Genomic DNA, 25,975 nt, shown 5'->3' with positions numbered 1-25,975 from the left:
GCTTAGCTCCGCCGCAGGACCTGCCGGAGCGTCAGGGCCGCCAGGAGCAGTGCCGCCGTGCCGCACACGGCCACGAAGGTACTGACGGACGCCGCGAGCCCGAAGACGCCGGTGGCCCAGCCAAGTCCCAGGACCGGGACGGCGCTGCCCAGGTAGGTGATCACGTACACGGTGCTGACAATCTGGGCGTGCCGGGCCGGTTCAACCCGGGACGCCACGTCGTTGAAGACCGTGCGGAACGCCACGCCCTGGCCCACGCCGGCAGCCAGGGAAGCCGCCACCAGCAGCAGCGGGTTGTGCCAGGCTCCGGCCGCGCCCAGCAACAGGATGGCTGTCCCCAGGATCGCCAGACCTGCGGGGACGGCAAACCGGCCACGGATGGCGAGCAGCTGGCTGAGCGCCGAGGCGCCGAGGGTGAGCCCTGCGAGGACACCGATCAACGGCCGGGAATCCGTGCCCAGGACCTGCGCAAAGTATCCCGGGGCCAGGGACAGGCAGAACCCGAAGACGGCGAAGCTGAGGAATCCGACGCCGGATGCCAGCCAGAAGGCCCCGCGCGCCTCGCGGGACACGGAAGGCCGTCGTGGCGCCAGGACCTGCAACGGCCGGGAGACCGGCGGCTGGCTGATGGCGGGGCGGGCCTGCAGGAGGAACAGCGGCACCAGCAGCGCGGCGAGCACCGCGGAATGGACGTAATACGGCATGGCGGTTGGGTCCGGCAGCAGCGAGAGCAGGCCGCCGATGACGGGCCCCGCCGCCACTCCCCCTGCGGAGGCGAGCAGGGTGAAGCGGGAGGCCCATTCGGGGCGGGAGGGCAGCAGTTCGCGCAGTGCGGCCGAGCTGGCACCCGTGGCCAGGGCCACGGCCATTCCCTGCAGGGCCCGTCCTGCGCACAGCGCAGCAAGGGTGCCGGCCTGCGCAAAGACCCAGCCGCCGGCGAGTCCTGCCAGGACGGCGAGGATCAGCGCGGCGCGGCGGCCAATGTGGTCGGACCAATGGCCGGCCAGCATCAGGGTTGCCACCAGGGCCAGGACGTAGCTGGCAAACGCGGCCGTGACGTCCAGGGTGGACAGCCCCAGCTCAGCCTGCAGCAGCGGATACAGGGGGGTGGCAAGGTTGGCACCCACCAGGAGCACAAAAATGACCGCGCCGGCCATGGCCAGGCGTGCTGTGGTGGAAGCGTCCCAGCCCCTGGCCGCAGTGGCCGGGGCAGGGCGCATGCGAAGTTCACTGAAGACCGTCATGGTGCCGCCTTGGTTCAACCGCGGGACTGGTCCTTGTGGGAGGCCGCGCGGGGTGGATATCCGATAGCCCTACATTGCGGCATTACTGCCCTATTGAACGGATATTCGTGGCAGAATTGCGCAAAACAGTCAATATTGGCCAGCCAAGATGATGGAAAGTGACCACTTGAACAATCTGGACCCTACTGATCTCAAAATCCTCCTGGCGCTGATCCGCGATCCCCGGATCCAGGTCGGCGAACTCGGCGACTCCCTGGGGGTGGCACGCAACACCGCGCAGACCCGGGTCAAGCGGCTGATCCGCTCGGGCGTCCTGAGCCACAGCGGGCGGGAAGTGGACCTGGAGGCGGTGGGCTACGACGTCGTTGCCTTCGTGACCATCGAAGTTTCGCACCGGGAACTGGATGGTGTGGTGGCCGGCCTCCGGACCATCGCCCAGGTCCTCGAAGTGCACGAGATTTCGGGCCGGGGCGATGTGTGGTGCCGAGTGGTCGCCACCGATACGCACAACCTGCAGGCCGCGCTGCGGCAGGTGCTCCGGATCAGGGGCGTGATCCGGACGGAAACCGTCCTGGCCCTGCACACGCATATCCCCTACCGGACCGAGCCCCTGATCAGCGGCCTGTCCAAGGCGGCCGGTGGCTGACGGCCGTTGCGGCAGTGTCAGGGGCGTCCGACGGCGGCAGGACGGTTAGGCTTCGGACATGGACTGCCTTTTTTATCACCCCTCGCGTTGCCGGCTTCCAGGGGTCAGGACCACCCGCCCGTGACCATCATCGACAACGCCGTCTACGTTGACGGTGTCAGGCATGCGGAGCCGGAAAGCCTGGAGCAGACGTTTGAGACCTTGGCCCATTACGGCGGGATGGCCTGGATCGGCCTGTACCGGCCTACGCGGGAGGAAATGTCCGCCGTGGCAGCGGAGTTCGGCCTGCATGGGCTCGCCGTCGAGGATGCCGTGTCCGCGCATCAGCGGCCCAAGCTGGAACGCTACGACGACAACCTGTTCACGGTGCTCCGGCCCGCCCGGTACGTGGATGAAACCGAAACCGTTGAATTCGGTGAACTGCACATCTTCACCGGCAAGAACTTTGTGGTGACGGTCCGGCATGCGGAGATGGCAGGCGTGGCCAGGGTCCGGCAACGGCTTGAGGCGCGGCCTGACCTCCTCAAGCACGGGCCCGAAGCTGTGCTGTACGCCCTGCTGGACCGCGTGGTGGATGACTATGCCCCGGTGGTGGCCGGCCTGGAAAACGACATCGACGAGATTGAGGACCAGCTCTTCAGCGGCGACTCAACCGTGTCGCGGCGTATCTACGAGCTGGCCCGCGAAGTGATCCAGTTCCAGCGGGCCATCCACCCGCTGCCGGACATGATGTTCCAGCTCAAGCGGGGGTTTGCGAAGTACGGTGTGGAAACCGAACTCCAGCACAGCCTGCGCGATGTGGAGGACCATGTGGAGCGGGTCATTTCCCGGGCCGATTCCTTCCGGGACCTCCTGCAGAACGCCCTGACCCTGGACGGCACGCTGACCGCGAACCGGCAGAACGAGGCCAGCGCGGAGCAGAACGAGCAGGTCAAAAAGATCTCCTCGTGGGCTGCCATCCTGTTTGCACCGTCGTTTGTGGCCGGAATCTACGGGATGAACTTCGACACGATGCCGGAACTTCACTGGGACCTTGGCTACCCGCTGGCGCTTGCGCTGATGGTGGCCATCGCGGGTGCAATGTATGGGATCTTCAAAAAGAAGGGCTGGCTTTAGGCGCTGGTTGTGCCGGTGTCTTCGGCGATTATCCAGGAGTCGCGGACGGGCACCGCTAGAAGCCGCTGTGGAACAGGGCATGCGACAGAAGCCGCGACACGAACCAGCTGTGCCCCTCCAGCCCGGGCTCGTAGGTACCGCCAGGGGCAAAGCCTTCTGGATTAACGAGGTTCTCGCTGGAGAGGTAGACAAGGGCGTTTCCTGAGGGCATAACGGCGAGGGATCGTGAGTTGTCGGTGGAGTAGATCTCGTAGCCGTCGCTGAGTCCGGCGTATTTTCCGGAACCATTCCGCCGCGCCTTGCCGTTGAAGGAGCTGAAACCGACGGCGCTTTGATATCCCCCGCCGTAGTTCTTGAGCCGGGTTTGCAGTTCGCCATAGATCGCTCCAACCGTTGCAGGCTCTGAGCTGTAGAGCCGGATCATCTTGTCGGAGTCCTCCCCCTGCCAGGTCTTGAGTCTTGACCAGAACTCGTCGTACCCCTGTTTTTTCGTTTTGATCACAACGCCCTGGGGATTGTTCTCGTTAAGCATCACGTCGAAGGCATAAAACTCCTTCACGACGTTCCGCATGAACGGCTCGTTCGCCCGGGCATTGTCCAGGAGGGTGCGGAGGACTGCCCCGCTCCGGCTGTATCCGGAGACGGCCACCCGCTCGAGCGTGACCGCAGCCGCCGGGATCAACTGCGTGGTGACGGCCTCAAAGCATCGTTTGGCGATGCGCCGGAGCGCATCTTCGAATTCCCGGGGGTCGCCCAGGCTGGCGAAAGCATTGGCGCTGGAGACTGGCACCACGACCATCACGGCCAGGGAACTCTTGAGGCTGTCGGTGCGCGGGACGCCGGGCTGGCGGGTCTTGGGGGTTGAGCAGAAATGCTGGGCCACGACATTCTTGTCCTTGCACAGGTACCTTATTCCGAGCTCAAGGAAGTTGGGTACCTGGAGCGGCTCCAGTCCTCCTCTCCAGTACGTCGGGTACTTTTCCAGGCCCGCCCGCGGATGAAAAACAACGCTCGCTTTCACCTTGGGGGCGCTGGAGGTGCCAACCTTGAACTGCCCGACCAGTGCTGGGGAGAGCCAGACGAAGAAAAGCCTCGTCTTCAGCTGATCGGTCGGGTTGTCGGTGCGCTCGAGGACGAAAATCCGTCCGGCATCGGCATCATCCATGTTGCGCTGGAGCTTGTAGTCGATCAACTCCTCCGGCGAGGCTCCTGATTGTGTGAAGACCCGCTCGGTCAGTACCGGAAACTGGCGGCCTTTGTCCCGGTAGATCCTGAGGAGTTCGTGATTCTGGTTGTCGACGTATGTCGATTTGTAGGACTTCAGCAATGAGGTTTCCCGGGTGATGTCCCTCAGTTCCATGGCTGTTTCCCCAGGGCTAAAGGGTGAGGTCTTTTGGCTCATACTCGGAGGCCACGATTTGGTCCGTGGGAAGAATCGATATCCACTGGCTGAAGACCTTGTTGGCGGGCAACCCTGCGTCGAAGCCCGATGCCAGCGGGTCGAACCCCTTTTCAAAGACCTTGTCTGCTTCGAGTACGTTGACGATCTTGCCGTTCTCCTTTTCCATTCGCCCGGCAATGATCTCCAGTACTTCACCGACGGTCTTGCCGCTGAACTCGGCATCCTCTTCAGCCGTGCCGATATAGGGCGTGTTCCACCCGTCGTTCTCGTGGCCTTCGATGCTTCTAAGCCAATTGAGCGCGGCCCCCTCCCTCCCGGGCCGGATCGGGATGACAGCCTTCACCCAGGGCGCATTAAGGAAAGCGTTGCGGAGGTTGTCACCGTCCAACTGGAGCAGCCACCCGAGTGAACTGCCGAACCGTGCGGGAGCGGAGTCTTCGGTAATTCGGTAATTGTCCGGGCGTTTTTCGACGTCATCCCATTTAACGACGTCGTTATCGGTCAGTTCGATTGAGGGGTCTCCCACCTGCACCTGCAAATTGAGCTGGCTTCGGTGCCGCCGCGGCATCCACCATTCAGGTGCTACAAAGTAGAGCATTCCGTCCACGTCGAAGATGGCCCGGATGACCTCCGAGCGGACGTGGCTGAGGCGAAGATTGTCCGTATCCTTCTGATTCTTGGAGGCTATGTCCCAGGAGTCGAGCATCAGGCGCTGGAGCAGTTCACGGTAGATAACCGTGCGTTCTTCTTCTCTCAGGTCCCATGAGGGCCTGGACCTGATGCTGCTTGCGTCCTTGATGCGTTGCCTGACGCTCTCCAGGAAACTCTTTTTCAGCAGACGCTGCCTCTCGACGTCGTACTTTTCCTGGATCTTCTTCTTGTTTGCCTCGTATTCGGTGAGTGCGGCAGCCTGTGGGGCGAACACCAGCTCCACGTCGAGGTTGAGGACATTTTCCTTGTTGAAGTTGATGAACTGCAGCACCAGGGTGAACGAGCCATCCGCGTTTTTGGTCTTCGTCCTCACCACGGCCTGTTTGTTGCCTTGCGGCCCAATGATCCTGATGTCGTCGGTCAGGACATAGTCACTTTGCGGAGGGTCAATCTTGAACGTGAAGGGCCCCATGATGACCTGGCTGTCATCGTCATCATCGTCGCCTTTTACGGTGCCAAGGAACTTGTCCTTATATGGCGTGTTGCCCGTCTCCAGATACGCGAACTCGTAGTTTGCATGCCAGTTGCTGTAGTTCAGGATGGGGGTGAAAGGAATCGGTACCGTGATTTTCTTGGCAATGTTGGCCGGGGGCGGGCCAAACTCGGGGTCCTTGAGGTTCGCCAAGTCCGGGGATTCAGCAAAATGCACCAGTTCAGACAGTCCCAGGGACACTCCGGCATCGTCGATGAACACCTGCCAGCACAGCTGGTTTCCCATATCCTGAAGCTGGACGCCAACGCGGCGCATTTTGCGCCGCAGCTCGTAGTTGACCAGCTTGTTCGACGTATTTTGCAGCAGGTACCGTCGGCTGCGCACATCCGTCGACTCTGTCACGGTCTTGAAGATGGACTTGAAGCTCCGCTTGATCTGTGAAGAAAGCTTTTCCGACTGCTCCCGGTTTTGCTTGTGAGTTGCCTCGCGGGCCTCTTTCCGGCTGCTCTCCACGCCGTAATTTGCCGAAGCAGTACCCTGGTACACGCCGAAATTCACAGTGTTCGTGGTCGAGACACCAAGCTTGGTACTGCTGCTGTTCTCGGCTTTCACCGCGTCACTGAGTTCATCCTTAACCGCGCTGCTCTCTTCAGAAGTGGTGGTGGACTCTGACGCACTTTCCTCCTGATGCTCCACGACAGACTTTCGGGTGCTCACCTCGATGAGCTCGATTGTTGTTCCCGGTGCAAGCCAAACATGTTCGACACTTTCGCCCAGAAAGGTTCCCAAATCGAAAAAGTATTGGCGGAACAAGTGCACAAACCCCACAGGCGAGAGCGTCCCGCCGGAAGCGCGGGGGTCTATGCTCGCCAAAGGGTCCGTCGGTCGGAGGATGTCAGTGGCCGGCGCGGCGGTAGTGACAGAAAAGAGCTTGGCGAGCTCGTTGGGATCTGCCCCCTGCTGGGCCTCGGCCTGGGCAAGGAGGAAGACGGCGATCTGGGACTCGTACTGCATGAGGGCCAGGTGTGCTTGCTTAGTGGCCGCAAGCATCTCGCCGGTGATCTGGCCCCCTTGGGCCTGGGCCATCATCTGTTGGTTCAGGCGGGAACGATGGATATCGTTAACCCTCCGCAGCGGCCCTGCCTCGGGGTCCATAAAATTGTTAATTTCTATCAGCGCATTCCACTCTGCACCCTGCGGCAGACGGCCTTCATGCTGTTCCACAAAACCCTGGACGGCATCCCTCAGGACAACCAGTAGCTCGCTGTTGAGTGTCTTGGTCAAGATAACGGAATAGGGCGATATTCCGGAGCCAGGCTGAAGGGGAAACGCCAGAAATTCCAAGGGATGATCATTCTGCACGAGTTCCGGACCGGGTTTGAACCGGGCATCAAGGATCTTCTTGATATGCGGATCGACGATGATTCCACCGCGCTGAATCCATTTTTTGGTCAGCCGTGATTCCCAGCCCAGCAGAGGTTGATAGACACCGTAATGTTCGCTGGCATACGGCGGGATCCCTTTGTAGGTATCAAGGTCTTTGAACAGATCAAACATGAGGAATTCCTCGCGAGGGGCCGAGTACCGGAGATGCCTCGGAGGAGGTGATTGTACTGATCTGTTCCCTGTCACATTCTGCGAAGGATGACTGACCCGCGAAGCGCACAACATCCATATCGTGGCACGCCGGTATTGGATTGTAAACGCCCAAATGAGAGTGGCAGGGGGAACGTACAATCCAGGGATGGCCACGCGGGCCAGCGCTGCTGGGCGTTCCCGGTATCTTTTGTACCAAGGGCGGGATGCCCGAGCGGGATTGCCCCGGCATCGGATCACCATGGGCAAAAGGAAAGGCCCCCCCAACCCAACGTTTCCGCAGGTCAGAGGGCCTTGATTGTGGAGCTAAGGAGATTCGAACTCCTGACCTCTTCGATGCGAACGAAGCGCTCTACCAACTGAGCTATAGCCCCGGATATTGCCGCAATCCAACTGCCGCTGCGGAACCGGTGACTCTAGGCTATAAATTTTCCCGGCCGAATGCCAAACCGGCGCACCGGCCGGCCACGGGATTCCCGGCGCACTGCGGAACTGCTAGGCGCGGCGGCGCTGCAGGACGTCGTCGAGATTGCCCAGGGCGCCCTGTGCCTTCGCCGGCTGCGCGGCGTCAGCGGCGGACGCCTGGGCTTCCGCACCCTGGCGGAGGGACGGCTTGCCGGCTGCCTTGGGCGCTTCGGGAAGTTCCAGCGGTGCGGGAGCCGGGCGTTCCGCCTTGGCAGCCTCGACGTAGACGGGCTTGGGAACCTCCACGGGCTCCCACGGGGTGTTGGCTGGCCCTGCAGGGGCGATGATGGCGCTGGCATCTCCGGCGGCCACAGCAACGGCGAGGGCAGCTTCGCGGAGTTCCGCAGCCGTCAGCGGCTTGGTGGCCCCGCTGTCGGCTTCCGCGTCAAAAGGGGGGTCCTCCCGGGGCGCCGGGCCGGCGTCGGGCGTGGCGGGGCGGCTGGCAGGTTCAACGCGATGCGGAGCCGGGCCCATGGCGTCGCGGAAGGCGGCATCAACCCTGGCAGCCCGGTCCCGAAGCGCCAACCGGCGCAGGACCACCACGGCCAGGACGGTCAAGGCAAGGCAGGACAGGGGCAAGGCCGGCGACCCAACTCCGAAAGGCAGCAGAACGCCGGAGACAAAAGCGGTCAGCAGCGCCAGCAGGCCACCCAGCGCCAAAGCTGTGCGGCCGTAACGGATCCGGAACTGGCCGGTGGGCGGCGCGCCTGCTCCGGGGCCGGCGCTCTTCCTGGTATCCATTGCTTTCTCCTGCCGGGCGGCAACGTTCAGAGCCAGGCCCGCAGTGGGGTCAGGCAGCTCCTCGTGGGGGGTGTCCACCGGCATCTCGCCAGCGGGCAGGAACTGGCTGCGCCGGTTCCTAAGGACATAAGGGGCAACCCATACAATCCAGAGCACAACGGCAACCACAAGGATCACTGAGCTGCTAAGGGGGAAGTCCACACTCAAAACCGTATGAGCATCACGGCGGCTGCCGCCGCATTGGCCGCGGTGTGTCGTGGTCCGGCTGGCAAATCACTGGATTTATGACGTACGGGTCGTCAGCCACCGGTGCAGCAACCCCTCAGGGACCTCTTCTGATGTAAGCGCAAACGTGCGGTGATCAGCCCATTCACCGTTGATGTGGAGGTAGCGGGGCCGGTAGCCTTCGTCACGGAATCCCAGCTTCTCCACCACCCGCAGGCTTGGTCCGTTTTCGGGCCGGATATTGATCTCCATCCGGTGCAGCCCCAGGGTGCGGAAGCAATGGTCGGTGGCCAGCGCCACCGCTGTCGGTGCGAACCCCCGCCCCGCCCGGTCCTGGTCAACCCAGTACCCCAACGTGGCCATCATGGCTGAACCCCACACAATCGAAGACACCGTCAACTGGCCCACGATGGCCGCGGGGCCGCCGGGCACGCTGCGCTCAGCGATCACAAACGGCAAAGCCGTTGCCGCCGCCGCCTGCGAGTTCAGGGACCGCACCATCTGGCGGTAGTCAGGCAACCCCCCACCGGGTGCGGGGTTGGACGCCTCCCACGGGGCCAGCCATTCGCTGTTGCGCCCCCTGACGGCAGTCCATTCCTTCTTGTCCCGGTACCGGATGGGACGAAGGACCAGGTCGTCGCACTCCAGCGTTACCGGCCAGATGGGGCCCAGCCGCATGGGTGCTACTTGGACAGCCCGGCAGTGAAGCCCGGCAGCCAGTCGCGCAGGCCGGAGCCAAGGTCTTCACTGTCAATGGCGAGCTGGATGCAGGCTTTCAGGTAGCTCAGCTTGTCGCCGGTGTCATAGCGGCGGCCGCGGAACACCACGCCGTAAACACCGTGTCCCTCGCCTTCAACTGTGGCCAGTTCCTGCAGCGCATCCGTCAGCTGGATTTCACCGCCACGGCCCGGTCCCGTCTTTTCAAGGACGCCGAACACAGCGGGGTGCAGCACGTAGCGGCCAATGACGGCCAGGTTTGACGGCGCTTCCTCCACGCTGGGCTTCTCCACAAGCCGGTTGACGCGGACGTAGTCCTCTCCTGCAACCGCCTCGATGTCGGCGCAGCCATAGGCACTGATCTGCGACGGTTCAACTTCAATGAGTGCTACGACGGACCCGCCGGTTTTGGCCTGGACGTCAATCATGGTGGCAAGGAGTTCGTCGCGGGCATCGATGAGGTCATCGCCCAGGAGCACGGCGAAAGGTTCGTTGCCCACGTGCTGCCTGGCGCGCAGGACGGCGTGGCCCAGCCCGTTGGGGTCACCCTGGCGGACGTAGTGGATGTCCCCCAGGTTGCTGGCCGCCTGGATCGAGGCGAGTTTCCGGGTATCCCCTTTTTCGGCCAGGGTTGATTCCAGGGCCGGCACGCGGTCAAAGTGGTCTTCCAGGGCGCGCTTGTTGCGCCCCGTAATCATAAGGATGTCGTGCAGCCCCACGTGCACGGCTTCCTCCACCACATACTGGATGGCAGGCTTGTCCACCACAGGAAGCATTTCCTTGGGCATGGCCTTCGTGGCGGGAAGGAACCTGGTCCCCAGCCCGGCGGCGGGGATAACGGCTTTGCGCACTCTGGGGTTACTGGTAGTCACGGGACTAATCTAACCTCAGCGTCAACCATTCAGTAATCAGCACAGGCGTTGCCTGCACCGCGGAAACATCGCGGCCCGGCCCGCCGACACCGGCTTCCAAGGATGTCACCATGAGCGATGAAAACGCCACGGCGAAGGAGAACCTCCGGACTGAGCACCGGCGGCGGCGCTCCACCCGCAGCGCCGAGGGTCTCGCAGCTGCCGGAGCCGGCCTCGCCCTGCACGGCCTGGACTGGGCCGACGCCATCCTCGGCGGCCGTCGGGAAACCGTTTGCGCCTATCTCAGCGTGGGGACGGAGCCGCCCACCTTGCCCTTGATCCAGGCCCTCCATGCAGCTGGCCACCGCGTGCTGCTCCCCGTGTGCGAAGCCGAACGCGAGCTGAGCTGGGTGGACTGGCGGCCGGGGGTGCAGTTCGAACGAAGCAAGTTTGCTCCCCTGCTGGAGCCCACAGGCCCAAGGCACCCGACAACGGTTGCAGGGCAGGCTGCCCTGCTGTTCCTGCCGGCCACCGCTGTGGACCGCGATGGGAACCGCCTGGGCCAGGGCGGCGGATATTACGACGTGTTCCAGTCCCACCTGGCGGCAGCAGACCGCCACATCCCCCGCACAGCAGTGGTTTTCGACGACGAGATCCTCCCCGCCGGAAGCATTCCTGCAGAACCCTTCGACAGGCCTATCCCCGCAGTCCTGACCCCGTCCGGCTTCCAGCGCCTCTCCCGCCAGGATTGACCCAGCACTGAAGCCGCCGGCTGGAATGCTAGAATTGGCACTCAGGCCCTGCGACTGCTAATGGAACACCAATCGGCAGCACGGGACCTTCCCTTTGCCCAAGAGGAGGAGCACCAGTGCCAACCTATGCCTATGCCTGCAAGGACTGCGGCCACGTCTTCGACATCGTGCAGTCGTTCACCGACAGCACCCTGACCACGTGCCCCGAGTGCGGGGGAAACCTGCGCAAGAAGTTCAACAGCGTTGGTGTGGTCTTCAAGGGCTCCGGGTTCTACCGCACGGATTCCCGTGACGCCAAGGGAAGCACCGTCTCGCCTGCGCCTTCGGCCCCCGCCGCTGCTGCTGCCGCACCTGCAGCCGCCCCGGCTGCGGCCGCCAAAGCCAGCTAGCACCCCGCCGGGTCCACCCGCCTGAGCAGGGGGTACGACGGCGGTCCCGGCTTTGTGCCGGTGCGCACCTGTGCTTGACCCGGCTTTGTCCACATAGCAGCTGCCCCTGTGTCATGCGGGGTTTCGTCGCGCCTACGGTGAAGCATGCCCGCTTCCCCCTACCGCCAGCGCCGCGGCAACATTCCTGGACAACGCGTCCACGGCAGTTCAGGCCGCGGCGGCTGGAGCAACCGGTCAAGGGCCACCCGGCGTTTCGGGGCCTGGCTGGGACGCAACCGTAGGCTGGCCGTTGCCCTGCTCCTGTGCGCCGCCGCCGCCATCACTGTCCACCGGCTCACTCCCGCCCCGCCCGCGTTGGCCGGGGTCCTGGCGGCGGCACGTGACCTTCCGGCGGGGACGGCGCTGCAGGCGTCGGACCTAGCTGAGCTGATGGTGCCTCCCGGCCTGCTCGCTTCCGGTTTCCTGCAGGACCCCGGCCAGGTGACGGGCATGCAGCTGGCAGCCCCAGTGCGCAAGGGCCAACCGCTGGCGGACACGCTGCTGGTGGGCCCGGGCCTCCTGGCTGGGACAACTCCCGGGTCGGCGGCCGTCCCGCTCCGGATGGCCGATCCGTCCTCGATCCAGCTGGTGGCGCCGGGCCAACTGGTGAACGTGGTGCTCACGCCCTCGGACGGCTTCGAACCCCTGGCACCCTCAGAAGTCCTTGCCAAGGGAGTCCCGGTCCTGTGGACCTCCGGCAAGGGCGCCCAGGACGGCCAGTGGCTTGGCACGGCTGAGACCGAGGGCCTGCTGGTGGTTGCTGCCGACAGCAGCCAAGCCGAGCGCCTGGCCGGGGCGTCCACGCGGGGCCGGCTGTTTTTTGTCCTTGTTGGCCCGCCTTAGGGCGGGCCGGCCGTCAGCCCGCTGCCATCAGCCCCAGTGCGGCGGCTTCTGTTCCTTGAGCCACGCATCGTGGTCGTCCTCGCGGTCGCCCCAGCCCTTGGGATCGTCCTCCGCCGCCTTGATGGGGAGGATGCCGGCGGTCCCTGCAGTGCCGTTGGCCGGAGTGTCCGCCGGTTCAGCGGCCGTGGACGGGTCAGTGCTGCTGCCGGCAGGCTGCTCTCCTGCGGCGGCATTTGTCGTTTCGTTCGCGGCCATGGTGCCCGCCTCCTCGTTGCCCGGGCCGGTGGCCCGTAGGTCGTCTGTGTCCGGTTCAGTGCCGCCGGCGCCGGGGTTCCGGGTGTCCGGCAGGTCCGCAGCTTCGGCGGCGGGAGCCGCTGCAGGGCCTGCGGCCGGTTCCTGGGCAGCAGCAGCCGGCTCATTCACGGTAACCGCAGCAGCGGCCCGTTCCTGGCTGGCCGCGGCGGACCGCCTGGCAGCCTGCCCTGCCGCGCCGATTCCGTTCAGTGCCTGGTCCACGTCGTCGTCCAGGAAGCCCGTGGCATGATCTGTCCGGGCGGGCAGGACCATCCGCTCAAGTCCCAGGTATTCCGCGATCCTGTCCGCGCAGGCGGACGGGTCTGTGAAGACTTCAATGGTCCACAGCGGCATGTACCGCCAGCCCAGGCGCTCCAGCAGCTCCGGCCGCAGCCGGCTCCGTTCACGGACGCTCATGCTGCGGTACTGCCCGGTGCCGTCGGATTCAATCGCCACCGGCCGGTTCAGGGCGGAATCGTCCTGGCCCATGGTGCTCAGCGGATCAGCGGCGGCCACCACATCGATGGCGCCGTCGTACTGGTGCCACACCCTGGCGCCGCGGGCCCGCAGGCGGTCTCCGAGGTCTGCAACCAGCGGGTCTGCACCGAGGGCCTGCTCGCTGGCCGCGGCCCGGGAGGCGGGCGTGCCAAGATCCGTGTTGCCGGAAATCTCCCGGTCCAGCAGCGAATAAAGGTCCACTGCCCCATGCGTAAGGCGGGTGTGGTCCAGGTCCTCGGGCCGGAAGCAGGTCAGCACGTGCATGGACTGCCGGGCGCGGGTCATGGCCAGGGCGAACTTCTCCCGGCCACCATCGGCAGAGAGCGGCCCGAAGTTGTGCAGTGCCCGACCATGCGGGGTGCGGCCATAACCCGGCGAGAAGATGACATGGTCACGGACCAGGCCCTGCGCGCGTTCCAGGTCGACCACCCGGAAGGATTCGGGGCCGGCGCCGAAGAACCCGGCCAGGCCGGGGTGGTTGGGCAGCTGCAGCCTGATGGATTCGCCGATCCGGGCGGCGTGCCGGAGGCTGGCTGTGACGACGGCCAGGGAGACGCGGGGACGCAGGCGGGCGTGTTCAAACACCAGGTCCACCACCCTGCTGACCTCTGCCACTACGGATTCGACGCCTTCGTGGTCGGCGCTGGGCAGCCCCGTGCCGTCCGGCAGGTATTCCACCAGCAACGCGCGGTCCAGTCCGGTTGCGGACTGGCCCTCCGGCAGCCGGCGGAGGCCGGAATCGTAGAAGTTCTTGCTCAGCTGGAGGACCAGGTCCTCGTCCACTGCACGGTAAACGAAGTTCAGGGACCATACCGGCAGGACAGCTGCCAGCGCGCTGTAGGCGCTCTCCACCCGCTGGTGGGCGGTCTCACCCGGGGCCAGGCGTTCGACCCCCACGGTGAAGGTCCGCGGGCTGGCGATCCTGGCGTCGCCGAAGGCAATCACCTGGCGGGCGCGGGCGATCGACGGCAGCACGGCCTGCAGGGACGTCGCCTCGGCGTCGAGGATGACCACGGCGTCAAAGCGCTGTTCGGCGGGCAGCAGGCCTGTCATCAGGTACGGGCTGACGGACCAAACGGGCACCAGCCTCCCGATCAGGTCCGGTGCCTGTGCGGTGAGCGCAGGCAGGGAGACGCGGCCGTCCTTAAGGAGGCTGCGCAGGAGATCAGCCTGGCGGGGCTTCTCTGCGATGGCGGTTCGCCAGTTTTCGGCCAGGTCCCAGCGAAGCCGGGCAGCGCCGCTGGCCACGTGGGCGTTATCGGCCAGCCGGTATTCCGCTTCCAGCGTGCGCAGGGCATCGCCGTCTGACATGGCCAGGTAGTCGTCGCCGCTGATCATTGCTTCGAGAGCCGACTGCCACCAGGCCAGCTCAAGTTCCGCGGCCACGGAGCCAGCCGGTACTTCCCGGGCAGCGAGGTCGTCCAGGAGTTCACCGAGGCCATGCTCGCGCATGTTCTCCACCAGGAGTGTGCGCTCCGGCAGGGTCTTCAGGGTGTCGGTGTCGGCCACCAGCCGCTCAAGGCGTTCCATCAGGTCCCCGTAGCGGACACCATGCAGGGCACCGCCGGATGCGGTGTGACGCAGCGCCAACCCGAGCCGGGTCAGCTGCCGGTCAAGGTCGCGGTACATCACGTTCAGTTCGGCCAGGCCGGACGGCACTGCCGGGTGCCGCTGGGTGGTGGCATAGCCGGCCCACAGGGCGCGTTGCTCCTGGACCAGGCCCAGGGAGGTGTGGAGGTCGGAGATGTGGACTCCGGGCCGGACGTACTCCTTGGCCACGCGGCGGAGGCGGGAGCGCTGCATGGCGGCCATATCAACGCCGCGTTCACGCCGCCAGGACGAGGACGCCGTAGCGGAAATCAGGTCAGTGACCGGCCGGTCGAAGATGTCCGGCGTGAACTTGTCCAGGCTGCCGCGCACGGCCACGAGCAGCTCAAGCTGCTCGCCCCATTCCGTGAACGTTTCCCCGAGCCGGATTTCGGCGTGTTCCGCGACGGCGTTCATCCGCTCCCGCAGGACCGGCAGGCTCTTTGCCACAGCACGGACCAGGTCCTGGGCTTCCTCGGTTTCCTTGCGGTTCAGCAGTTTCGCACCGTGCCACGGGCTGGTGGTGGATGCCTTGCTGAAGCTGCCCAGCTCAGCAGCCCGGCGCAGCCGGCCGGCCAGCTCCTCGCGGTCGCGGATGCTGTCCAGGACGCTGCGCTTGAGCCGGACGGTGGTGGCGGGCGCCGGGTGGATGGAGGTCAGCTCGGCCAGGGACTGCATTGCCTGGTAGGGCGAGCAGCCCCAGCGGTCGCGCACGTTGTGCAGGGACGCCACGTGGTCCATCAAGGCGTGGCGGTGTTCGGCCAGCGTGGTGTGCAGGTTTCCCAACTGCGGTTCCAGCGACTTTTCGTTGCGCATGATGGCGCGGACCAGTTGGGCCTTGAGCTGTTGGGCGGTGACGTTTCCGGAGAGCTGGAAGAGGATGGATTCGAGGCCAAGATCCTCCAGCCGGCTGGCTGCCTCGCTGAGGCTGGCCCGGCGGTCACCCACCACCAGGACTGTCTTCCCGGCGTCCACCAGCGCGCCGATGGTGTTGATGGCTGTCTGTGTCTGGCCGGTTCCCGGCGGGCTGCTGACCACCAGGGAATCGCCGGCGCGGGCCGCGTCCAGGACATACTGCTGGTCCGTGTCCGCGTCCAGGAGCAGCAGTTCGTCCTGGGGGTCCCGCTCGTCCAGGGGGCTGAAGCGGGAAGGATCGGGCGCTGCGACGTCCACCCGATCCCCGCCGGACGCCGCGGCCAGGGCTGCAACGAGGGGGTTCGATTCGTTGATCCACGGGTCATCGAGGTTGCCGGAAAGGTCGGCGAAGGTGGAAACCAGCAGGTTGTGCTGGGCCTCGGCACCGTGGATGGGTGCGATCAGGGTGGACAGCCGGTCCAGGACCGGCTGCGGATCGAACCGGGCGGTGCTGTAGGCAAGCCGGGTGACTGCGTTGACGTCAAAGACGATGCCGTGGACGTTCTTCAGGTGCCGTACCAGGGCGGGGTTGATGTGTGCCTGCTCGGTCAACTGAAGTTCGAAGTCGTCCTCCCCCGGACGGACCGTCAGGGAGATGGCCGTGAGCATGACCGGGGCGGAGACCCGCTGGGGTTTGCCACCTACGGCGGACGTCCACACCACGGTCCCGGCGGACAGGTACCCGGCGTCGATGCCGCGGTCGTTGGCCAGCTCAAAGATCTTGGACCGGATGTTCCGGGAAGCCCTCGCCGCCACCACGTACTGCTGCCGGTCCCGGATGAGCGTGGACAGCCGGGTCTTGCGGCCGGCCATCAGCTGGGCCAGCCCCGACGGGTGTGCATGCGTCAGGTCAATGGAGCCTTCGGGTGTTTTGGTGAACCGCAGCATGGTGTCGGCACCCGTGACGGGTTTAAGCCCGGACAGCCATTTGCGCAGCTCTTCCGAGCCTTCCTGGTGGCCTTGACCAACTGACACTTCTGCCTTCTTTTCTGCATTAACACGTGGGGACCTGGACCATACCGGCATACGTTCGAGAGTAGCCGCTTCGACGCCGGAGTTAGGAGACCGCAACACGTACAGGCCCGATTTTGCAATGATTTTGCCGGGAAAGCAGGAACGGCCGGCCTCCATTCGGAGGCCGGCCGTTTAGCCTGCTATTCCCACTCGATGGTTCCCGGCGGCTTGCTGGTCACATCAAGAACCACACGGTTCACACCATCAACTTCGTTGGTGATGCGGTTGGAGATCCTGGCCAGCAGGTCATACGGCAACCGCGACCAGTCGGCCGTCATGGCGTCCTCGGAGGAAACGGGCCGGAGCACGATCGGGTGGCCGTAGGTGCGGCCGTCCCCCATCACGCCAACGCTGCGGACGTCAGCGAGCAGCACCACGGGCATCTGCCACACCTCGTTGTCCAGGCCGGCGGCGGTGAGCTCGGCGCGGGCAATCGCGTCTGCCTTGCGCAGCAGGTCCAGGCGTTCCTTGGTGACGTCGCCAACGATCCGGATCCCGAGGCCGGGTCCGGGGAACGGCTGGCGTCCCACGATCTCCTGCGGCAGGCCCAGCTGGGCGCCGACAGCTCGGACCTCGTCCTTGAACAGCGCCCGCAGGGGCTCGACGAGTTCGAACTGAAGGTCTTCCGGCAGGCCGCCCACGTTGTGGTGGCTCTTGATGTTGGCGGCACCTTCGCCGCCGCCGGATTCGACGACGTCAGGGTACAAAGTGCCCTGGACGAGGAACTTGATCTTCTCGCCGTGCGCGGCGGCTTCGGCGATGATGGCCAGTTCCGCTTCTTCGAAGGCGCGGATGAATTCGCGGCCGATGATTTTGCGTTTGGTTTCGGGATCGCTGACACCTGCCAGGGCGGACAGGAAGCGTTCCTGCTCGTTGGCGATGTACAGCTTCACGCCGGTGGCGGCCACGAAGTCGCGTTCGACCTGTTCGGCTTCGCCTTCGCGCAGCAGTCCGTGGTCCACGAAGACGCACGTCAGCTGGTCGCCCACGGCGCGCTGCACCAGGGCGGCGGCCACGGCGGAGTCAACGCCGCCGGAGAGGCCGCAGATGACCCGGGCATCGCCTACCTGCTGGCGGATGCGGTCCACCTGCTCTTCGAGGATGTTGCCGGTGGTCCAGTTGGGTTCGAGCTTGGCGCCCTTGAACAGGAAGTTCTCCAGGACCTGCTGTCCGTAGGCGGAGTGCTTGACCTCGGGGTGCCACTGCACGCCGTAAAGGCACTTTTCCTCGTTGGCGAAGGCTGCCACTTCGGCGCCCGCCGTGGTGGCCAGGACCTCGAAGCCCGGAGGGGCCTCGTGCACGGAGTCGCCGTGGCTCATCCAGGTGTTCTGGTGCTGCGGCATCCCGTCGAGGACCGAGCGGGCCTCGCCCAGGACGGTGGTCTCGGTGGAGCCGTATTCCCGCAGGCCGGTCTTGTCCACCTTGCCGCCCAGGGCGTTGGCCATGGCCTGGAAGCCGTAGCAGATGCCGAAGACGGGCACGCCGGCTTCGAAGAGGTCGGCGCCGACGCTGGGTGCACCGTCGGCGTAGACGCTCGACGGGCCGCCGGACAGGATGATGGCCGCCGGGTTTTTGGCCAGGAGTTGCTCGGTGGAGTAGGTATGCGGAACCACTTCCGAATACACATTCGCTTCCCGGACGCGGCGGGCAATCAGCTGCGCGTACTGGGCACCGTAGTCAACAACCAGCACCGGCTTCTGGGAAGTCTGGGATGCAGTGGGAGTAGTCACCGTACTAGCGTACTTGGCGCCCTTGCGCCGGCGCACCTTGAGGGGCCCGGCTGTGACGGAGCAGACGCTGCCACCCACTTGGCAGCGTCATCCCGGCAGCGCGGGTCAGTAGCGCTGGGGTGCCTGCGGGTGTGCCGCCAATTCGGCTTCCACCTCGGCGTGCACCTTTTTCTCCACAAAGAAGGACAGGAACGGAACCACCCCGCCAAGGGCAAGGACGATCATTTTCAGGAAGGGCCAGCGCATAAGCATCCAGAGCCGGAAGTTGGACATCAGATACACCACGTACATCCAGCCATGCACAATCAGCACCGCGATGGACAGGTTGACGCCGTCCAGCACCGCCGGGGGCTCGGCCGCGGCGAAGCCGAACCCGAAAGGCTGGCCGGTGACGGCGTTGGTGCCACCGGCGAACAGGTACGCACCGAATCCGTAGCGGGCGATCAGCTCGGCGCACAGCAGCAGCAGCATGCCGCCGGTGAGGTAGGCGAGAACCTTGTAGAACTTCAGCGCGGACCGGATCTGGGCTTCGGTGCCGCCGAAGCGGCGTTTCCGGTTGGCGGGCTTGCCTGCGGTGGCCTGGGCCGGGGTGGCCGGTTTCGGATCAATCATGGCTTTACCTTTTGCTGGATCGGTTCAGGGGAAGTCGGTTCGTCGTCAAGCTCTTCAAGGTCCCGCCGGTAGTCGTCCTTGACCAGCCGCCACCAAATGAAGAGGGCAAACCCGGCGAAGACCACCCACTCCAGGGAGTAGAACAGGTTCAGCCAGTTGACCTGTTGCGCCGGCGGCTGCGGGCCGATGTCCAGCGGACGCAGGTCCCCCGGCACGGCGGCGGCACTGACGTCGGTGCCGGCGGCCAGTTCGGCAGTGGCGGAAATGAAACCCGGGTAGCTGCTGACGTCCCAGTAGTTGATCAGTTCCGCGACCGATACGGCGGTGGCCTGGCCGGGCTGCGGGGAGGTTTCCGGGAGCGGCGCCTCAGACGGCAGCAGGCGGCCGGTCAGTTCAATGGCGCCCGACGGCGGTGCTGCCGCGTCACCGGGCTCGGCCACCCAGCCGCGCGCCACGGGAATCCAGGTTTTGGGGGTGGCGGCCACGCCGTCCAGGGTGGGGGCACCCGCTACTGCGAACGCGGAAACCACCCAGTAGCCGGAGGTGCCGTCGTGCAGCCGGTTGGGAACCAGGACCTGCTTGGCAGGGTCGTAGCTGCCCGTCGCCGAGACCATCTGGTCGGCGTCGCTACCGTGGAAGAAATCCCCCGGTTCCAGGATGCCCGTGAGGGCCTGCACCTGCTCGGTGGCGGGGTTGACCGGCATCTCAGGCTGGGTGGACCTGCCGAACTGCCACTGGCTGAGCAGCACAAACACCCCGGAAACGGCGATCGCAAACACGAATCCTGCGATCCACCGGGGCTTAAGGGCTGTTTTCCACACGTCTTAACCGTACTTCGTAGCGCTGTAGAACAACTAAACGCCGGCAATCCCACCTGTCGGAGGCGGCGCCGGGGGCCTGCTCAGTGGTCGAAGAACACCAGGCTGGAATTGATCAACTCCGCGATGACCTCGGCGTCGTAGGCACGGCGCAGGGAATCGCGGAAGGACTCCTTGGACAATGACCTGGCAAGGGTTGCCAGGACTTCCAGGTGGTCGGAGAAGGAGCTGGCCGGCGTCGCAATGAGCAGGATCACGGTTGCGGGCCCGTCGGCAGCCCCGAAGTCCAGGGCGTGGCCGTACTTGGTGATGCCCACGGCGATGGAGGTGCGGGAGACAAATTCGCTCCGCGCATGCGGCAGCCCGATGCCGCCCGGGAGTCCCGTGGCCAGTTGGTGTTCCCGGGCGTTGACGTGCGTGAGGAAGCCGGCGAGGTCGGTGATGCGGCCGGCCGCGTGGAGCCGTTCGGCCAACTGGTTGGCGGCGTCGGTCTTGTCTGTGGCCGCCAGTTCGAGGATCACCATGTCCGGGGTGGTGAGTTCGGCATCGTACGGGTCAAGTGGTTCCGCCAAGGCGTATCCCTTTCGGTCAGCGGTGCAGGGCAGGGACGCCCCTCAGCGCAAGGGCACGATGTCCTCCACGCCCAGCCGGGCGGCATCTGCGGATTCGTCGTCCGGCTGTTGCTGGCTGAGGCGTTCCGCTTCCACGCGGGCAATGTAGTTCCGGACTTCATTTTCGCGCTGAGCGTCGCTCCAGCCGAGGACGTCACCCATCAGTTTAGCGACAACGGGCACGGCAGACACACCGCGGTCCCACGCCTCGATGGAGATCCGGGTGCGCCGGGTCAGGACGTCATTGACGTGGCGGGCGCCTTCGTGGGTGGCGGCGTACACGGCCTCGGCCTGCAGGTAGTCGTCCGCGCCGGGCAGCGGTTCGGCCAGGTCGGGGTTCGCGGCGATGATGGCCAGGACCTCCGGGATCATGGCGCCGTACCGGTTGAGCAGGTGTTCGATCCGGGCCACGTGCACCCCGGATTCCTCAGCAGTCCGGTTGCGGCGGTTCCACGCGGCCTTGAAGCCACTGGCGCCCAGCAGCGGAATCGTCTCTGTGCAGCTTGGGGGCACGCGCTCGTCCATGGTGCGGGTGGCTTCGTCCACGGCATCCTTGGCCATCACCCGGTAGGTGGTCCATTTACCGCCGGCCACCACCACCAGGCCCGGGACCGGGTGCGCCACGACGTGTTCGCGGGAAAGCTTGGCGGTGGAGTCGTTCTCGCCGGCGAGGAGGGGCCGGAGCCCGGCGTACACGCCTTCCACGTCTTCCCGGGTCAGCGGCCGCTTCAGGACCTTGTTGACGTGTTCCAGGATGTAGTCGATGTCCTTGCTGGACGCCGCCGGGTGGGCCTTGTCGAGGTTCCAGTCCGTGTCCGTGGTGCCGATGATCCAGTGCCGGCCCCAGGGGATGACGAACAGCACGGACTTCTCCGTCCGCAGGATCAGGCCCACCGTGGATTGGAACCGGTCGCGGGGCACCACCAGGTGGATGCCCTTGGAGGCCCGGACCTTGAGCTGGCCACGGTCAGTGACCATGGCCTGGGTTTCGTCCGTCCACACGCCGGTGGCGTTGATGACCTGCTTGGCGCGGATCTTGAACTGCGAGCCGTCCTCGTGGTTGACCACCTTGGCGCCCACCACCCGTTCGCCCTCGCGGACAAAGTCCACCACTGCCATCCGGTTGACGGCGTGGGCGCCGTAATGGGCGGCCGTGCGGATGAGGTTGGCGCAGTACTTCGCGTCGTCCACCTGCCCGTCGTAGTACCTGATGGAACCGACAAAGGCGTCGTCCTTCAGGCTGGGGGCTGCGCGCAGGGTGCCGCGCCGGCTGAGGTGTTTGTGGAACGGCACGCCGCGGTTGTGGCCGCTGGAAATGGACATCGCGTCGTAGAGGGCGATGCCCGCGCCGACGTAAGGCCGTTCGAAGAAAGGTTTGGTGAGGGGGTACAGGAAAGGCACGGGCCGGGCCAGGTGCGGTGCGAGGGTTGAAAGCAGCAGCCCGCGTTCCTGGAGCGCTTCCTTTACCAGGGCGAAGTCGAGCATCTCGAGGTAGCGCAAACCGCCGTGGATGAGCTTCGATGACCGCGAGGAAGTGCCGGCGGCCCAGTCGTTGGCTTCAACGATTCCCACGCTCAGGCCGCGGGTGACGGCGTCGAGGGCGGCCCCTGTGCCCACGATTCCGCCGCCCACGATCAGGATGTCGAGTTCCCGGCCGGGTTCGGTGGTTGCCCGCAGCCGCTGGATGGATGCTTCCCTGGCTTCGGGGCCGAGCGCCCCGCCGTTTGCCGGACTACTCTTCATTGAACGCCTCCAGTGCCTCATGTGCCGTCTAAAGCCACACTACTTGCTCGCGGCAGACTTGGGCAGGCCGGTGGACGACAGGCCGGTCAGCACAGGCCGGTCAGGGCAGGCGCGGCCCCGAACCGGCCTGGCGCGTCAGTTACCCGCGTACGGGGAGACGACGACGTCGACGCGCTGGAATTCCTTCAGGTCCGAGTAGCCGGTGGTAGCCATCGAACGGCGCAGCGCGCCGATGAGGTTGGACGTTCCGTTGGTGTGGTGGCCCGGGCCGAAGAGGACTTCCTCCAGGGGGCCCACGGTGCCCACGTTGGCCCGGTCGCCGCGGGGCAGTTCCAGGTGGTGAGCCTCCTGGCCCCAGTGCCAGCCCTTGCCCGGCGCTTCCTCGGCGCGTGCCAGCGCGCTGCCCAGCATCACGGCGTCGGCGCCCATGGCGATGGCCTTGACGATGTCACCTGAGGCGCCCATGCCGCCGTCGGCAATCACGTGCACGTAGCGGCCGCCGGACTCGTCCATGTAGTCGCGGCGGGCGGCTGCGACGTCGGAAATCGCCGACGCCATGGGCGCGTGGATGCCCAGGGCCCGGCGGGTGGTGGTGGTTGCGCCGCCGCCGAAGCCCACCAGCACGCCGGCCGCGCCGGTCCGCATGAGGTGCAGCGCAGGCGTGTAGCCTGCGGCGCCGCCCACAATCACGGGAACATCGAGTTCGTAGATGAACTGCTTGAGGTTCAGCGGCTCGTGGTCCTTGGACACGTGTTCCGCGGAGACGGTGGTGCCGCGGATGACAAAGATGTCGACGCCGGCGGCCAGGACCGTTTTGTAGTGCTCCTGGGTGCGCTGCGGGGTCAGGGACCCGGCCACGGTCACGCCGGCGTCACGCATTTCGGCGAGGCGGGAAGTAATCAATTCCGGCTGGATGGGTGCCCGGTAAAGATCCTGCATCCTGCAGGTCACTGCAGGGCTGTTGGTTTCATCCTGCAGTGCGCCGATCTCGTCCAGGACCGGCTGCGGGTCCTCGTATCGGGTCCAAAGGCCTTCGAGGTCCAGGACACCGAGCCCGCCCAGGCGGCCCAGCGCGATGGCCGTCTGCGGCGACATGGCGGAATCCATGGGCGCGGCGATGACCGGCATGCTGAACTGGTAGGCATCGATCTGCCAGGAGACAGAGACGTCCTTGGGGTCGCGTGTGCGACGGTTGGGGACGATTGCAATGTCATCCAGGGAGTAGGCACGACGCCCACGCTTGCCACGGCCGATCTCGATCTCGTAAGTCACTGCTCTAGGTTATCCCAGCCGCCCCCCTGATCACGGACCAGCGCGGGGCCGGGGCGGAATCCGGGGCGGCCCGGAGGGGTGGCTACAGTGGATGGATGGGAAGCCGCTGGATTTTTGACGGGCACATTGCCGGAATCGGCACCACCTCCGGCCTGCGTGCGGTGGTGGGGATCTGGCAGGACTCGCCTTTCGGTGCGTTTGCCGACGTTATGGTCCAGGAACCGTCCGGCCACCGGCTGCTCCTGGCTCCCGCCGCACCCATCGCGGAGTTCATCGCCGCCACCTACAGTTTCGACGAGGTCACCGTGGTGGACGTTTCAGCCCGCCTGGCTGACGGGATCCTGACGGTCGACGCCGGTCCGCTGGCTGTCCGCGCGGGCGTGGGCGGCAGGACCTTCCTGGGGTCCGGGTTGCGGGCGCTGCCCCGGCGGCTGGCGGTGCACCCGTCCTGGCTGCGTGCGGTCAGCCCGCTGGCGGGCCTGGTGAGCCGTGGGTCGCGGACGTCCGGTTCGGCCGGCAGCGGCCGCTGGGAGTACTACGGGGTGAGCGACCTGCACCGCATCGACTCCGCTGCCGTGGCCTGGGACGGGGCCGACGCCGGGTCCCTGGCCGCTGTCCGGCCGGCTGTGACGTTTGGGTTCAGCAGTGTCCCGCCGCAGCCGAGCCTGGCCCGGGTCCGCACCACGGTGCAGGACGCTACGCCCCGCCGGCGTCCACGCCCGGGCGCACGCCGGTAGGGTCCGCCGGCAGGTCGGTCAGGTCCGGCAGGTCGGGCAGGCCTGGCTGGTCCGGCTGGTCGCCAAGCTGCGATTCGAACATCCGGAAGTACCTGCCGCGGCGGGCCACAAGTTCCTTGTGGGTGCCCTGCTCCACCACCTGCCCGTCCTCCAGCATGTACACAATGTCCGCCTTCTCGATGGTGGCCAGGCGGTGGCTGATGGCGATGATGGTGCTGGCGCGCTCCGCGAACAGCCGGGTGAAGATCCGGTGCTCTGCCAGGGCGTCGATCGCCGAGGTGGGCTCGTCCATGATCATAAAAGCGGCGCGGCGGTAGAAGTTCCGGGCCATCGCCAGGCGCTGCCATTGCCCGCCGGAGAGCCCGCTCCCCTTCCGGCCGCGGGGATCCTCCATCCAGTTGCTGACGTGGTTGTTGAGCCCGTTGGGCAGCTTTTCGATGAAGTCCAGCGCCTCGGCTTCCGCAGCGGACGTCCTGATCCGGGCGTCGTCGCGGGGCTCCCCCACGTCGCCGAACCAGATGTTTTCCGCCGCGGTGGCGAACTCGTACTTCAGGAATTCCTGGCTGAGCACGGCCAGGTGCCGGTGCCAGGAGGTGACGTCGACGGCGGCGAGGTCAACGCCGTCGAGCATTACCTGCCCTGAATCGGGCCGGTACAGGCCCGCCAGGATCCGGATCAGCGTCGATTTTCCGGCGCCGTTCTCCCCCACGATCGCGATGTGCTGGCCTTCGCGGATGGTCAGGCTGATCCCCCGGATCACTTCGGTGTCACTTCCGGTATACGTAAAACGGATGTCCTTGAGCTCCACCACGGACGGGGCTCCCAGCAGCGGCGGGGCGTACTCCGAGTGCGCCGGCAGGGCCATAAACAGCTCGTAGTCCTTGAGGTTGGCCAGGTCCTCGTCGATGGAACTGAGGGATGACACCAGGTTGTTGGCCGTGGACAGCGCCCTGCTGACGATCTGCTGGACGTACAGGAACTGGCCCACGGGCTGCGCGCGGGCGATGATCTGCCCCACCACCCAGATCAGGGAAACCACCTCGGCCCCGTACTGGAGGGCGTCAGCTGCCAGCTGCTTGGGTATGTAGCGTCGCTGGAAGTCCAGGCGGCGGCGTTCGTCCGCGTCACGCAGGCGCGAGCGGAAGTCCATCAGGTACGTCACGATCCCGTAGAGGCGCATCTCGGCGATGTGCTGGGGGCGCAGCAGGTTCGTTTCGATCATGCGGCGCTGGCGGCGGGAATCGACCTGCGTGTTCCAGTGGGCAATCTGTTCGCGGGAGAGCTTGAACTGCAGGTACACGCTGGGCACGATGGCCACCAGGACAATCACGGCGATCCACCAGCTGACCAGCAGCAGCGCGCCGATGGCCAGGAGCACGGAGACCAGCTGCGTGAAAATGGCGGCAATCCGGTCCAGGACGCGGGCGTAGGAATCGGAGAACCGCTTGGCCCTGTCGTACAGGTCCACCGTTTCCTTGTCGTCGTAGCGCCAGAACTCCAGGGCCAGGAAGCGTTCGTACATCTGGTCGCCCACAATGGCGCCCACTTTAAAGCTCATCAGCTGCTGGATGTAGCGGTCAACGCTGTTGAACGCGCCCCAGAACAGGCCAAGGGCCGCGGTGATGACCACGTACACAATGGCCAGCTGGCCGGCGGCGGCGTCGCCGGCATACGCGGCCGCCAGGGCGGTGGTGGTCAGCGCCGCGTAGTAAGTGGTAACCAAGGGCAGCACGGCGGAGATCACGGAGCCGAGCACCTTCATGACCACTGCCCCGGGCGAGGCCCGGAAGCTGACCCGCAGGACCTGCGCAACGGCCCGGGCGTAAGGGCCCAGCGCCAGCCGCCGCTGCGGGTCCTTCCTGGGATTCAGTTCCTCCGGGTGGCGTGATGCGGGCATGCCTACAGCCTAGTTCCCGGCACGGAAACACACAGGCCACAGGGATTGCTCCCCGTGGCCTGTGTGGATGGTTTTTT

The 25,975-nt window shown here is 65.7% G+C and carries 20 protein-coding genes and 1 tRNA gene; 6 read left to right on the top strand and 15 right to left on the bottom strand.

Annotated features, from left to right (window positions below; genetic code table 11):
- Nucleotides 1-2: 2 nt before the first annotated feature.
- Nucleotides 3-1,244, bottom strand: coding sequence for an MFS transporter (locus ASF72_RS05085; RefSeq protein ID WP_056597460.1), 1,242 nt, complete (start codon nt 1,242-1,244; stop codon nt 3-5).
- A 166-nt stretch (nt 1,245-1,410) separates the two neighbouring features.
- Here ASF72_RS05085 and ASF72_RS05080 point away from each other — a divergent pair, with 166 nt between their 5' ends.
- Both ASF72_RS05080 and corA read left to right on the top strand, forming a co-directional pair.
- On the top strand, nt 1,411-1,890 hold the full coding sequence (locus ASF72_RS05080; protein WP_235504654.1) for an Lrp/AsnC family transcriptional regulator: 480 nt from the start codon (nt 1,411-1,413) through the stop codon (nt 1,888-1,890).
- Nucleotides 1,891-2,010: 120 nt separating this feature from the next.
- Nucleotides 2,011-3,006 carry a magnesium/cobalt transporter CorA gene (corA, locus tag ASF72_RS05075; protein ID WP_050685824.1) on the top strand — a complete coding sequence of 332 codons (996 nt, stop codon included), beginning with the start codon at nt 2,011-2,013 and terminating at the stop codon, nt 3,004-3,006.
- A 55-nt stretch (nt 3,007-3,061) separates the two neighbouring features.
- On the opposite strand, the gene ASF72_RS05070 is transcribed toward corA, so the two are convergent.
- From ASF72_RS05070 to galU, 6 genes are all read right to left on the bottom strand, one after another.
- Entirely contained in the window at nt 3,062-4,408 is a 1,347-nt protein-coding gene (locus ASF72_RS05070) for a hypothetical protein (protein WP_157370895.1), read from the bottom strand.
- Nucleotides 4,383-7,109, bottom strand: a complete 2,727-nt coding sequence (locus ASF72_RS05065; RefSeq protein WP_056597050.1) for a hypothetical protein — start codon at nt 7,107-7,109, stop codon at nt 4,383-4,385. Before ASF72_RS05065 ends, ASF72_RS05070 begins: the two co-directional genes overlap by 26 nt.
- 340 nt (nt 7,110-7,449) lie before the next feature.
- Nucleotides 7,450-7,522, bottom strand: a tRNA-Ala gene (locus ASF72_RS05060).
- 121 nt (nt 7,523-7,643) lie between these two features.
- Complete coding sequence (locus ASF72_RS05055; protein ID WP_235504653.1) at nt 7,644-8,555, bottom strand: hypothetical protein; 912 nt, start codon at nt 8,553-8,555, stop codon at nt 7,644-7,646.
- An 81-nt stretch (nt 8,556-8,636) separates the two neighbouring features.
- On the bottom strand, nt 8,637-9,257 hold the full coding sequence (locus tag ASF72_RS05050) for a GNAT family N-acetyltransferase (RefSeq protein WP_056597048.1): 621 nt from the start codon (nt 9,255-9,257) through the stop codon (nt 8,637-8,639).
- A 5-nt stretch (nt 9,258-9,262) separates the two neighbouring features.
- Nucleotides 9,263-10,168, bottom strand: a complete 906-nt coding sequence (gene galU, locus ASF72_RS05045) for a UTP--glucose-1-phosphate uridylyltransferase GalU (RefSeq protein ID WP_050685816.1) — start codon at nt 10,166-10,168, stop codon at nt 9,263-9,265.
- A 110-nt stretch (nt 10,169-10,278) separates the two neighbouring features.
- Here galU and ASF72_RS05040 point away from each other — a divergent pair, with 110 nt between their 5' ends.
- The 3 genes from ASF72_RS05040 (at nt 10,279) to cpaB (ending at nt 12,170) form a co-directional block, all read left to right on the top strand.
- Nucleotides 10,279-10,899, top strand: a complete 621-nt coding sequence (locus ASF72_RS05040; protein ID WP_056597046.1) for a 5-formyltetrahydrofolate cyclo-ligase — start codon at nt 10,279-10,281, stop codon at nt 10,897-10,899.
- A gap of 116 nt (nt 10,900-11,015) precedes the next feature.
- Nucleotides 11,016-11,288, top strand: coding sequence for an FmdB family zinc ribbon protein (locus ASF72_RS05035; RefSeq protein WP_056597044.1), 273 nt, complete (start codon nt 11,016-11,018; stop codon nt 11,286-11,288).
- 144 nt (nt 11,289-11,432) lie between these two features.
- On the top strand, nt 11,433-12,170 hold the full coding sequence (cpaB, locus tag ASF72_RS05030) for a Flp pilus assembly protein CpaB (protein WP_082484030.1): 738 nt from the start codon (nt 11,433-11,435) through the stop codon (nt 12,168-12,170).
- A 27-nt stretch (nt 12,171-12,197) separates the two neighbouring features.
- On the opposite strand, the gene ASF72_RS05025 is transcribed toward cpaB, so the two are convergent.
- The 7 genes from ASF72_RS05025 to ASF72_RS04995 all read right to left on the bottom strand — a co-directional run bounded on the left by ASF72_RS05025 (nt 12,198) and on the right by ASF72_RS04995 (nt 23,264).
- Nucleotides 12,198-16,490, bottom strand: a complete 4,293-nt coding sequence (locus tag ASF72_RS05025) for a DUF4011 domain-containing protein (protein ID WP_056597042.1) — start codon at nt 16,488-16,490, stop codon at nt 12,198-12,200.
- 128 nt (nt 16,491-16,618) lie between these two features.
- Complete coding sequence (guaA, locus tag ASF72_RS05020; protein WP_050685962.1) at nt 16,619-18,208, bottom strand: glutamine-hydrolyzing GMP synthase; 1,590 nt, start codon at nt 18,206-18,208, stop codon at nt 16,619-16,621.
- Between the two features lie 105 nt (nt 18,209-18,313).
- Nucleotides 18,314-18,820, bottom strand: coding sequence for a DUF3817 domain-containing protein (locus ASF72_RS05015; RefSeq protein ID WP_056597040.1), 507 nt, complete (start codon nt 18,818-18,820; stop codon nt 18,314-18,316).
- Nucleotides 18,817-19,641 carry an SURF1 family protein gene (locus ASF72_RS05010; protein ID WP_056597038.1) on the bottom strand — a complete coding sequence of 275 codons (825 nt, stop codon included), beginning with the start codon at nt 19,639-19,641 and terminating at the stop codon, nt 18,817-18,819. The genes ASF72_RS05015 and ASF72_RS05010 overlap by 4 nt, the downstream gene beginning before the upstream one ends.
- A gap of 80 nt (nt 19,642-19,721) precedes the next feature.
- Nucleotides 19,722-20,210 carry a PTS sugar transporter subunit IIA gene (locus tag ASF72_RS05005; protein ID WP_050685806.1) on the bottom strand — a complete coding sequence of 163 codons (489 nt, stop codon included), beginning with the start codon at nt 20,208-20,210 and terminating at the stop codon, nt 19,722-19,724.
- 42 nt (nt 20,211-20,252) lie between these two features.
- A complete protein-coding gene (locus ASF72_RS05000; protein ID WP_050685804.1) occupies nt 20,253-21,992 on the bottom strand; it encodes a glycerol-3-phosphate dehydrogenase/oxidase in 1,740 nt (579 codons plus the stop codon).
- Nucleotides 21,993-22,127: 135 nt separating this feature from the next.
- On the bottom strand, nt 22,128-23,264 hold the full coding sequence (locus ASF72_RS04995) for a GuaB3 family IMP dehydrogenase-related protein (protein WP_050685802.1): 1,137 nt from the start codon (nt 23,262-23,264) through the stop codon (nt 22,128-22,130).
- A gap of 95 nt (nt 23,265-23,359) precedes the next feature.
- Between ASF72_RS04995 and ASF72_RS04990 the strand changes: the two genes are divergently transcribed.
- On the top strand, nt 23,360-24,001 hold the full coding sequence (locus tag ASF72_RS04990) for a hypothetical protein (RefSeq protein WP_050685800.1): 642 nt from the start codon (nt 23,360-23,362) through the stop codon (nt 23,999-24,001).
- On the opposite strand, the gene ASF72_RS04985 is transcribed toward ASF72_RS04990, so the two are convergent.
- Nucleotides 23,961-25,898, bottom strand: coding sequence for an ABC transporter ATP-binding protein (locus tag ASF72_RS04985; RefSeq protein WP_082484028.1), 1,938 nt, complete (start codon nt 25,896-25,898; stop codon nt 23,961-23,963). The two genes, ASF72_RS04990 and ASF72_RS04985, sit on opposite strands and share 41 nt — an antisense overlap.
- Nucleotides 25,899-25,975: the final 77 nt, after the last annotated feature.

Origin of the sequence: Arthrobacter sp. Leaf141 (genome assembly GCF_001424565.1) — a bacterium.
Classification (GTDB): Bacteria; Actinomycetota; Actinomycetes; order Actinomycetales; family Micrococcaceae; genus Arthrobacter.
This window is presented reverse-complemented; position numbering and strand designations above follow the sequence as displayed.